Source organism: Synechococcus sp. H60.1 (genome assembly GCF_047462335.1).
Classification (GTDB): Bacteria; Cyanobacteriota; Cyanobacteriia; order Thermostichales; family Thermostichaceae; genus Thermostichus.
Map to the genome: position 1 here is coordinate 10,166 of NZ_JANSJA010000004.1, position 10,594 is coordinate 20,759.

Below are 10,594 nucleotides of genomic sequence, written 5' to 3' on the forward strand. Positions count from 1 at the left end.
GCCTCAAATGGATAGCCTTTTCTGTAGGATTGTTTCCAGTCTTAACTGCTGGAGGAGATAGCTCTTGGCCAATCGCGCTGGCGGGACGGGTTTCTTTCGCGGCTACACCCTGAGCTTGGATCCGCATCGCCTGTGGGTGCCCTTGGCTTGTTTGGGGGATGGGCTCTGTATTTGGCTGGCCTTCGGGGCGGCTTATTGGCTGCGCAGCTTGCGCCCCCACCAGCTTTTGCCCTGGGATGTTTATGCTGGCCTGGGGTTGTTGACAGTCCTTAGCTATTGGGGCGTTCAGGCTGGCTTGGGAGGATACGGCGAATCGAAGCGCTTGTCTCGCTTTGAGGAATGGGCCAGTTTGCTGCTGGGGCTGGGGGTGACCTTTGGCTTGGTGTTGGCGGGGGCCTTTTTCGTGCGCTCCGTCTCGCTGTCGCGCTTGGTGGTGGGCTATGCCAGCCTGCTGGCCCTGCTTAGTTTGACGGGGATGCGGGCGCTGCTACGGCTGGGCATGGGTTGGCTGTATGCCCACGGCCAGGGGCGGCGAAGGGTCATCTGGGTGGGATCCGGCCTGCTCTTGGCTGATGTGCTGGAGCGGCTGGAGCGCTGCCCAGCCTTGGGGTTTGAGATTAAGGCTTGGGCCGTGGCCGGGGATCCCTCGGCGCCAGAACCAGAGCCTTTGCAGAAGCTGGAGCGGCTGGAGCCCAGCCACCTGGTGGCCTATGTGCAGGCTCACCCCGAGATCGAAGAGGTGTGGTTTGGGCAGCCGGAGCTGGCCAACGCACCTCTGTTGCTCAGCTTGCAGGCCCTGTCGGTGCAGGTGCGGCTGGTGCCAGATATCCTCGGTTTTTTGACGGTGAACTTCAGCCTCCAGTCCCTGGACGGGATCCCGCTGCTGACGCTGCGCCAGCCCCCTCTGCGCTACGCCCACAACCGTTTCCTCAAGCGAGCGGTAGACATCCTGGGGGCCTCCCTGGGCCTGGTGTTGCTCAGCCCCTTATTTTTGGTCATTGCTCTGCTGGTGGCCTGCAGCAGCCCCGGCCCCATCTTGTATTGGCAGGAGCGGGTGAGCTTGGATGGGCGCCGCTTTTGGATTGCCAAGTTCCGCACCATGCGGGTGGATGCCGAGGCACCCGGCCAGCCGGGCTGGACGCGCCCTGGGGATCCGCGCCGAACCAAGATAGGAGCCTTTTTGCGCCGCACCAACCTGGACGAGCTGCCCCAGCTTTGGAACGTCTTGAAGGGGGAAATGAGCCTGGTGGGCCCCCGCCCGGAGCGGCCCTACTTCGTGGAGCAATTTAGCCAGGAGATCCCCAAGTATCCGGATCGGCATTTGGTGAAAAGTGGCCTCACCGGCTGGGCTCAGATCCACGGCCTGCGGGGAGACACCAGCATTGCCCGCCGCACCCAGTATGATCTCTACTATGTGCAAAACTGGTCTCTGTGGCTGGATCTGCGCATCCTCGCCATTACCCTTTGGCAAGGGATCCGCGGACGGCTGACCGGCTATTAGGGGTGCCCATGCCATCCTCACCCACGTCCCCAGAGCTCCTCTACGAGGGCAAGGCCAAGCGGGTCTACCGCACCGCCGATCCCCAGGTTTACCTCTGCCAATACAAAGACGACGCCACGGCCTTCAACGCCCAAAAGCGGGGATCCATCGCCGGCAAGGGGGAGGTCAACTGCACCGTCTCCAGCCGGGTGTTTGCCTACCTGGCGCAGCAGGGCATCCGCAACCACTTTTTGGCCCAGACCGGCCCTCGAGAGATGCAGGTGCGCGCCCTGCGGATCCTGCCCTTGGAAGTGGTGGTGCGCAACCGCACGGCCGGCAGCCTCTGCCGGCGCCTAGGCCTGGAGCAGGGCCTGCCCATCGAGCCGCCGCTGGTGGAGTTTTACTACAAAAACGACGCCTTGGGGGATCCCTTGGTAACCCCCGACCACATCCGCCTGTTGCACCTGGCCACGCCAGAGCAGGTGGAGAAGCTGGGATCCCTGGCCTTGGCGGTCAACACTCACCTTCGCCACTTCTGGCGGCGCTGTCGGCTGGAGCTGGTGGACTTTAAGCTGGAGTTTGGCCTGGATGAGCAAGGGGAGATCTGGCTGGCGGACGAGATCAGCCCCGACACCTGCCGCCTGTGGGATCTAGAAGGGACTGAGCCGCGGGTGCTGGATAAAGACCTCTTTCGCTTTGATCTCGGCGATCCGGCAGCCGGCTACCAAGAGGTGCTGCAGCGAGTGCTCCAGGCTACTGATCCCAATCTCCCCTCTCCTGCAGCGCGGGAGAGGGGCAGGGGGTGAGGGTGCCATGACTTCTCCCCGTCCCTCTGGCCCCGACGACCGCTTCCGCCGCCAACTGGCCGACCTGTTGGACACCTGGGTGGAGCAGGGGCTGATTCAGCCGGCGCAGCGGGATCGCCTGCGGGAGTACTACCAACTCGATAGCTTGCCGCGAACAGCTGCTAGCCGCTTTACCCTGGTGCTGCTGCTGTTGGGCGCCGCGCTGGTGGGCTTGGGGGTGATCTCCTTCGTGGCCGCCAACTGGGATGCCATTCCCCGCTCGGTCAGAGCCCTGGGATCCCTGGCCCTCATGGTGGGACTGCAGGTGGCCGGCTTGCGACTTTGGCAGCAGGGATCCCCGCGCTTGGGCAGCGCCCTATTGATTGCCGGGGAGCTGGCCCTGGGAGCCGCCATTATTCTGATGGCCCAGTGGTTTCAAATAGGGGGATCCCCCGCGGGCTTGTTCTTGGGCTGGGGGCTGGGCAGCTTGGCCGTGGCCTACAGCTTGGTTCACACCCCCAGTGGCGTCCTGGCCTGTCTCTTATTCGCCCTGGCCGGGATGACTGACCTGTGGCAGAGGGGGATCCGCTCGGCTCTGGATCCCCTCTACCCCTGGCTGGCCCTGGCCCTACTGCTGCCCCTTGCCTATGGGTGCCGCTCCCGCTGGATCTTGGCTTTGGCACTGGTAAACTTCGGCCTGGCGCTACAAAGGTCGGCAGAGGTCTGGGACAGCTCTGGAGAAGGCTTGACCCTCTGGCTGCTGCTTGGCCTTGCCGTTGTCTGGGGGCTGGGCTTTTGGCACCAACGCCATGGTTACCGGCTAAGCCGGATTTTGACCGGAGAAAATGGGCAGGATGGCGAGCAGGAGCAAGTCTTGGATCTGATCCCGACGGCGGAGGGCCTGGCTTTGCTGGGGCTGGGTTTCTTGCTCTACGTCTGGAGCTTCCGTGACCCCTGGGACTGGGATCCCGACCCCTCACCTCTGTTCCAGGCTGTGGATCCCTGGGCAAGCTTGTCGGCGGCAGGGTTGCTGCTGCTGGCCGGCTGGGGCTGGTGGCAGGGGTGGCAGGCCAAGAGATCCCAGCCCATTTCCGCCTGGCTCAAGGATGCCGTCGTTTTCCTCTCCCTGATTACCCTGGCCCTTTTGCTGGTGACTAGGAACTTGACCTCAAGAGTGGCCCTGGCCTTCTTGGCCCCCTGGATCCTGACCCTGCTGCTGGTGGGATTGTCGGCGATCCTCTGCTGGGAAGGGCTGCAGCAGGGGCTGCGGGGGCGCTTCTGGCAAGGGCTATTGGGCTTGACCTTGGTGGTGCTGACCCGCTTTTTCGAGTACGAGACCGGCCTCTTGGCCAAGTCGGCGGTGTTGGTGGCCTGTGGGATCGGCGTGATCTGGGTGGGGCTGAAGGTTGAGAGACGTATCTTTAGGAATAATGACTAGAAATCCTCCCTTTGGTCTTCAGGAACTTAAGAGTCAATAGAAGTTTACAGAAAATCCCCCTATCTGGGGAACTTGCTTTTCCCTGAAAAGTCCCTGTTATTAAGTTTCCTGGAGAACGTCAATGAAAAAAACAGGCCTGGGCCTAGGTATACTGGCTCTAGTCTCTTTTTCTAGTTTTTGGAGTTATAGCTCTGCTTCAATTGCTGCGGGCAGAGATCGGTTTTGGGAGCATTTCCCCGTTGCGCAAGCTCCAAGGCCGGCTGTAAGGCCTAGGCCTTTAGAACCAACGCCCTCCCCCGTTCCCCCAATTGAGGAGCTCGATGAGCTGTTCCGCCAGATCCCTATTCTCCCCTCCCCAAGACCGTTGCCCACGCTCCCCTGTTCTCAGCCCATGCGATTGCAGTCGGTAAGGCTGCAGGCTCCACCACCCAGCCCCGCTGTCCCTTTGCAGTCAGAGATACCGGCCACCATTTGGAGCAGTCTCCAGGGTCCTTACGGAACTACCAACTGGGCAGAACCAAGCCCCAATAAAGTCTTTGCCCATACTTTTCAATGGGATCCTCCTTGTAAAATAGGCTGCCGGCTAGGAGGTACTCTGACATTTGCCTACCGCAACAATCTGCCGGCTAGCAGCAACAGTTCTCCAGATGCGGGCAACGACAAGTACTACGTGTATAACGGCGGCACTCTAACTCAGTCGGGGTTCTTGTACGCTTCACCCGTTAGTTCGACGGGCCAGACCTTTACCAAAACCCTAACGCTCTCTCCCGCTGAAGTTGCCAACAACAAGGTTACGTTGGTGGTTCAAGACGACACGGCGGTCTTGGAAGCTAAGGTAGAGCTCAACTACTGTTGCTGTGAATGCGAGTTCCCTATCTAACGCAGGTCCTTGAAGCAGGAACGGCAAGGGAGAGGAGTTAAAACTCTCCCTGCCGGCTTTCCAGAGCTAGCTCAAAGGATTTAGCGGCGAGCCTGGGCAAAAATGACCTGCAGGATTTCGTCGGCCCCCTGTTGCTTCAGCTTTTCCGCCAGGGAGATTCCCACCGCTTCCGGATCAGCAGTGGATCCCGTTTGGGTATCGCGGATCAGCCGTCGCCCCTCTAGGTCGGCCACCATGCCGGTTAGGTGCAGCTCTTCCCCCTGCACTTGGCTGTGGACCCCGATGGGCACCTGACAGCCCCCCTCCAGCGCCCGCAAGAAAGCTCGCTCGGCCAAACAGCGGGCTGTGGCCTCCCCATCGGCCAAGGGTCGAATGAGCTCCAGGATCCGCTCGTCCCCCTGCCGGCACTCGATGCCGAGGGATCCCTGGCCAACGGCGTACAAGGACACACTGGGATCCAGCACCTCGTGGATCCGCTGGGCTTGGCCCAGGCGCTTCAGGCCGGCGACTGCCAAGATCAGGCCGTCGTACTCCCCCCGATCCAGCTTGGCCAAGCGAGTGTTGAGGTTGCCCCGCACGTCCTTAAACTGCAGGTGGGGAAAGGCGTGGCGCAGTTGGGCCAGTCGCCGCAGAGAGGAAGTGCCGATCACCGTCCCTGCTGGGAGGGTGGCCAGGTAGTAGCCGCGCAGCTCCTCCCGCAGCACCAGCGCGTCCAGAGGATCCTCCCTCTGCGTAATTGCCCCCAGAACCAGGCCTTCTGGCAAGCGGGTGGGCAAGTCCTTGAGGCTGTGCACCGCCAGATCGCTAGTGCCGTTGAGCAGGCTGACCTCCAGCTCCTTGGTAAAAAGGCCCTTATCCCCGATTTTGGCCAGCGCCACATCCAGGATGATGTCTCCCTGGGTGGAAAGGGTGTGCAGCTCTAGGGGCAACCCTGGATGGTGGGCCTGCAACTGCCCCATCACCCAGTGGGTCTGGGCCAGAGCCAGCTCGCTTTTGCGGGAGGCGATCCGCACCGGCTGGACAGCTTGCCAGGGAGTTGAGGCCAGTTCGCTCATGGCTGCTGCAAAATCCGAGAACACCGTCTTTCACGCTAGCCGAATCTGCGCCGCCGCAGGGCAGCGGCCTTCAAGATCCTTAACCAAAACCGCCATTTCCCCCCAGCCGAGACTTTACTGCGGGGATCCCAGCCGGTAGGATAAGTAAACGGGTTCTCCGCCGCGGCGGGGAGAGGTCTGGTCTGTCAAACCTCCTTCTCCGAGGTTGCTAGAGGACAATTCTAAGTAGGGCCCCCTGATTTGGTTGGTAGTCTGCCTGGATAGGTCTTATGGAAGAAAGCAACGTCGGCAACGGCACTCAGTTACTGCTCAAGCGCACCATCCCTGTCAAGGTGGTGGTCACCCCCCTTTGGAAGAAAGAAATGCAGGAGCAATTGGAGCGGCAAATCGAAGCCACCGATGCTCAGATGCAGCAACTGGAGTTTCAGGGCAAGCGGGCCATTGCCGAAATCGAAAAACAAAGCCCTAACCCCAACAGCCCCCAGGTGCTCCAACAGGTAGAAGCGGTAAAAAGCCGCGTGAACGAGCAAAAGATCAAGCTCTTGGATCAAAAAAACCAGTTGCTCCAACAGATCAACCAACTGAGTAGCCTGGAGCTGAACCAAGAGGTGCTGCAGGGCAGCGTGGAGAGCTTCTTCCGCGTGCAAAAGGGAGACAACCTGATCCAGAAAATGCAGGTGGAGATCCTGCTGGAAGATGGGGTGATCAAGGAAATTCGCGGCAACCCATAAGCTTTTCATATCCTTTGGGAGGACAGGGATCCCTTGCTGTGGGGTAGCAGACCAGAACCTTTGGTCTTCAACCCAACGTGGTGGCAACACAATAGGTGACAATAATTAACGACCTTTTAACAGCCGCTGGGCTCGGGGCGGCTGATGCGTACGGGCAAAGTTGTTACCTACGAGATGCTCCCCATGTCTGAGTTTGTCGGGTCAGAGCCTGCTCCCCTCGAGGATCTACATCTTCCCGATTGGCTGCTCACCTCGGCCCAGCGCCGCCGTCTCAAGGCTTTCCTGGTTCTGGCGACGGTGTGGGGTCTGGTCAGCCTGATGCACCAAGTAGCGGTAGCCCGCTGGTTTACCGTTGGCCTGGCCACCTTCATGGTCATCCACATCAACCGCTTGTTCCGGCTGCAACCGGCAGCTCTGCCGCCCCCCTTGAGGCTTCACCCTCCTGGAACAATGGCCCGGCCTCCCGCCGTCGCCGAAACAGCCTCCCTGCCTTTGCCTGAGGTGGGCGGGGCTCAGCCCTTAGCGCTGGCGGGTTCTCCTCTGCCGCGAGTGGCGGTGTTGATCCCGGCCAAAAACGAAAGCGCAGTGCTGCCGCGGCTGCTGCATAGTCTCACCCAGTTGGATTACCCCAGCAGCCACCTGGAGCTGTGGGCCATTGACGATGCCAGCAGCGATGCCACCCCCGACATCTTGCAGGAAGCCCAAAAGCGGATCCCTCATCTGCGAGTTTACCGACGGCCCCCGGGGCGAGGAGGCGGCAAGTCTGGCGCCCTCAACGAGGTGCTGCCCCTGACGCGGGGGGAGATCATCCTGGTCTGCGACGCCGACGCCATTGTGCCCCCGGATTTGCTGGCTCGCACCCTGCCGCTGTTTGGCCAGCCCCCCCGCCCCGGCAGACGGACAATCGGCGCTGTTCAGGTGCGCAAAGCCCTGAGCAACCCCAACGTCAACTTCTGGACTCTGGGCCAGGTGGCGGAGATGGCCTCCGATGCCTACTTGCAGCAGCAGCGGGTGGCCATCCGCGGGATTGGCGAGCTGCGAGGCAACGGCCAACTGGTGCGACGGGATGTCCTGGAAAAGTGCGGCGGCTGGAACGAGAACACCCTCACCGACGACCTGGATCTCACTTTTAAGTTGCACCTGGCGGGGGTGGATATTGCCTTTCTGACGGAGCCGGCCATCGTCGAAGAGGGGGTCACCTCTTGGAAAAGCCTTTGGCACCAGCGCTGCCGCTGGGCGGAAGGGGGCTACCAGCGCTACCTCGACTACTGGCCAGGGATCCTCAGCCGCCGCCTGGGCATGGCTAAGACGGTGGATCTCTGGGCCTTTTTTATCTCTCAGTACTTGCTGCCGATGGCCTTAGTTCCCGATACCCTCTGGGTACTCTTGGCCGACCACTCCTCAGTGCTGCTCCCCTTGAACGCTCTGGTCATGGGATCTGTGACGGTGGCCTTCTATCGCGGGCTGCGCCAAATGGAGGGGCTGCGCGGACGAAAGCTCTGGTGGCGCACTGCCCTAGGCTTGGTGTACATGCTCCACTGGCTGCCGGTCATGATTGTAACCACGGCTCGTATGTGTGTGCAGCCCAAGCGGTTGAAATGGGTGAAAACCGTGCATCACGGCCTCTGAATTTCGCCTGCCAGGGATCCCCTTAATCCTGCTATCCTAATCAAACGCCAGCTCACCACACTACCCAGCCTGACTATGGCCCGCCTCTACTACGACTCTGACGCCAACCTGGATCTCCTGGACGGCAAGACCGTCGCCATCATCGGCTACGGCAGCCAGGGCCATGCCCACGCCCTCAATCTGCGCGACAGCGGTGTCAACGTCCTCGTCGGCCTCTACCCCGGCAGCCCCTCTTGGCCCAAAGCCGAGCAGGACGGGTTAGTGGTCAAGACTGTAGCAGATGCTGCGGCTGCCGCCGACTGGGTGATGATCCTGCTACCGGACGAAGTGCAAAAGACCGTCTTCCAGAGTGAGATCCGCCCGCATTTGCAGCCGGGGAAGGTGCTCCTGTTTGCCCACGGCTTCAACATCCACTTTGGCCAGATCCAGCCGCCGGCGGACGTCGATGTCATCATGGTTGCTCCCAAAGGCCCCGGTCACCTGGTGCGGCGCACTTACCAGGAGGGCCAAGGGGTGCCTTGTCTGTTTGCTGTCTACCAGGATGCCTCGGGGATGGCGCGGGAGCGGGCCATGGCTTATGCCAAGGGGATTGGCGGCACGCGAGCTGGCATCCTTGAGACCACCTTTCGGGAGGAGACCGAGACCGACCTCTTTGGCGAGCAGGTGGTGCTCTGTGGTGGCCTCACGGCTTTGATCAAAGCCGGGTTTGAGACCCTGGTGGAAGCGGGCTACCAGCCGGAGCTGGCCTACTTCGAGTGCCTGCACGAAGTCAAGCTCATTGTCGATCTCATCGTCGAGGGGGGTCTGGAGAAAATGCGCCACAGCATCTCCAACACGGCAGAATACGGCGACTACACCCGTGGCCCCCGCATCATCACGGAGCAAACCCGCGCCGAGATGAAGCGGATCCTTGCTGAGATCCAAAGCGGCCAGTTTGCCCGCGAGTTTGTCTTGGAAAACCAGGCTGGCAAGCCCGGCTTTACGGCGATGCGCCGCCGCGAGGCCGAGCACCCCATCGAAAAGGTGGGCAAGGAGCTGCGGGCCATGTTTAGCTGGCTGAAGGAATAGGTAGAGGTCATTTCCCAGGCAAGTCTCGTGCTGGATCTGAAGCTGCTGCGGGATCGCCCAGAAGAGGTACGCCAAGCCCTGGACAAGCGCGGGGCCAGTATCGATCTGGATGAGATCCTGCAGTTGGATCGGGAGCGGCGCCAGTTGGAAGCTCGGCGTGGCTCTCTGCAGGCGGAAAGCAACACCCTTGGCAAGAAAGTCGGCGCGCTCATCCGCCAGGGAGCGGATCCCCAGGGATCCGAGGTGGCAGCCCTGCGGCAGCAGGGGGCAGAGCTCAAGGCCGAGATCGCCCGACTGGAAGAGCGGGAGCGGGAGCTGGAGGAGGAGATGCGCGCCCGCCTGCTTACCCTGCCCAACTTGCCCTTGCCCAGCGTGCCGGTTGGCCGAGATGAGGCCGACAACGTGGAGGTGCGCCGCTGGGGAGATGAGCTAAAACCCGCCCATCCCGTCCTTCCCCACGACGAGATTGCCGAGAAGCTGGGCCTCTTGGAGATTGGCCGTGCTGTCAAGGTAGCCCAAAGCCGCTTTGTCGCCATGGTAGGGGCAGGGGCGGCTCTGGAGCGGGCCTTGATTGCCATGATGCTGGAGCGCCACATTGCCGCCGGCTACACCGAGGTAATCCCTCCTTTTTTGGTCAACAGCGCTGCTCTGCAGGGAACAGGACAACTGCCCAAGTTTGCCGAGGAGAGCTTTCGCTGTGCTGAGGATGACTTGTGGCTGATCCCGACAGCGGAAGTGCCCCTCACCAACCTGTACCGGGACGAGGTGATCCCAGCCGAGCACCTGCCGCTATATTTCTGTGCCTACACGCCTTGCTTTCGCCGCGAAGCCGGCAGCTATGGCCGGGACACCAAGGGCCTGATCCGGCTGCACCAGTTTCAAAAGGTGGAACTGGTCAAAGTTACCCACCCCACCCAGTCGGAGGTAGAACACGAAAAGCTGGTACAGGATGCCGAGGCCATTTTGCAGATGCTGGAGCTGCCCTACCGGGTGGTGGAGCTGTGCACCGGCGATCTGGGTTTCTCGGCGGCCCGCTGCTTTGATCTGGAGGTGTGGTTCCCCTCCCAAAACCGCTACCGGGAGATCTCCAGTTGCTCCAACTGCTGGGATTTCCAGGCCCGCCGCGCCAACCTGCGCTACAAAGAGGCCGGGCAGAAAGGCACTCACTTCGTCCACACCCTCAACGGTTCGGGCTTGGCAGTGGGCCGTTCTCTGGCCGCCCTGTTGGAAAATCACCAGCGGATGGACGGCTCAATCCGCATTCCCCAGGCACTGCGTCCTTTCCTCAGCTCCCGCTTCCTCTCCCAAGACGGCACTCTCCGGACTGCTCCCTAAGCCATTCTGCCGCGGTGCTCCAGCAAGCCATAGCTGCGGAGAGTATGTCAATCTAGATAGGGATCCCTACCCTGCCAGGGTTTATGTTGCCCAAGCATCGTCCCAAGCAACTCTCACTGGGCCCTCTGGAATCTGAGATCCTCGATATCCTTTGGGAGCTGGGCAGTGCCAGCACCCGCCAAATCCACGAGCG

General features: G+C 61.3%; 8 protein-coding genes. 7 read left to right on the plus strand and 1 reads right to left on the minus strand.

The window, feature by feature from the left end; translation table 11 throughout:
* Nucleotides 1-64: 64 nt before the first annotated feature.
* From NW852_RS00210 to NW852_RS00220, 3 genes are read left to right on the plus strand one after another with little or no spacing between them, the layout of a single operon-like run.
* The gene (locus NW852_RS00210) at nt 65-1,501 is read left to right on the plus strand and encodes a sugar transferase (RefSeq protein WP_414371461.1); all 1,437 of its coding nucleotides are present in this window, start codon (nt 65-67) and stop codon (nt 1,499-1,501) included.
* An 8-nt stretch (nt 1,502-1,509) separates the two neighbouring features.
* Complete coding sequence (purC, locus tag NW852_RS00215) at nt 1,510-2,286, plus strand: phosphoribosylaminoimidazolesuccinocarboxamide synthase (protein WP_414426370.1); 777 nt, start codon at nt 1,510-1,512, stop codon at nt 2,284-2,286.
* A 7-nt stretch (nt 2,287-2,293) separates the two neighbouring features.
* Nucleotides 2,294-3,703 (plus strand): DUF2157 domain-containing protein, encoded by a 1,410-nt coding sequence (locus NW852_RS00220; protein ID WP_414426371.1) that lies wholly within the window; start codon nt 2,294-2,296, stop codon nt 3,701-3,703.
* A 960-nt stretch (nt 3,704-4,663) separates the two neighbouring features.
* Here NW852_RS00220 and hemC read toward each other — a convergent pair.
* Complete coding sequence (gene hemC / locus NW852_RS00225) at nt 4,664-5,629, minus strand: hydroxymethylbilane synthase (protein WP_414371550.1); 966 nt, start codon at nt 5,627-5,629, stop codon at nt 4,664-4,666.
* 278 nt (nt 5,630-5,907) lie between these two features.
* Here hemC and NW852_RS00230 point away from each other — a divergent pair, with 278 nt between their 5' ends.
* The 4 genes from NW852_RS00230 (at nt 5,908) to serS (ending at nt 10,401) form a co-directional block, all read left to right on the plus strand.
* Nucleotides 5,908-6,369, plus strand: coding sequence for a YlqD family protein (locus tag NW852_RS00230; protein ID WP_414365473.1), 462 nt, complete (start codon nt 5,908-5,910; stop codon nt 6,367-6,369).
* A 144-nt stretch (nt 6,370-6,513) separates the two neighbouring features.
* Complete coding sequence (locus tag NW852_RS00235) at nt 6,514-7,998, plus strand: glycosyltransferase (protein WP_414371455.1); 1,485 nt, start codon at nt 6,514-6,516, stop codon at nt 7,996-7,998.
* Nucleotides 7,999-8,073: 75 nt separating this feature from the next.
* Nucleotides 8,074-9,066, plus strand: coding sequence for a ketol-acid reductoisomerase (ilvC, locus tag NW852_RS00240; protein WP_414376501.1), 993 nt, complete (start codon nt 8,074-8,076; stop codon nt 9,064-9,066).
* Nucleotides 9,067-9,093: 27 nt separating this feature from the next.
* Complete coding sequence (gene serS / locus NW852_RS00245) at nt 9,094-10,401, plus strand: serine--tRNA ligase (protein ID WP_414426372.1); 1,308 nt, start codon at nt 9,094-9,096, stop codon at nt 10,399-10,401.
* Nucleotides 10,402-10,594 lie beyond the last annotated feature (193 nt).

What these genes read in the sequence shown, in the direction of transcription:
- purC (WP_414426370.1), top strand. Translation starts at nt 1,510, where the DNA reads ATGCCATCCTCACCCACGTCCCCAGAGCTCCTCTACGAGGGCAAGGCC.
- NW852_RS00220 (WP_414426371.1), top strand. Translation starts at nt 2,294, where the DNA reads ATGACTTCTCCCCGTCCCTCTGGCCCCGACGACCGCTTCCGCCGCCAA.
- NW852_RS00230 (WP_414365473.1), top strand. Translation starts at nt 5,908, where the DNA reads ATGGAAGAAAGCAACGTCGGCAACGGCACTCAGTTACTGCTCAAGCGC.
- NW852_RS00235 (WP_414371455.1), top strand. Translation starts at nt 6,514, where the DNA reads ATGCGTACGGGCAAAGTTGTTACCTACGAGATGCTCCCCATGTCTGAG.
- ilvC (WP_414376501.1), top strand. Translation starts at nt 8,074, where the DNA reads ATGGCCCGCCTCTACTACGACTCTGACGCCAACCTGGATCTCCTGGAC.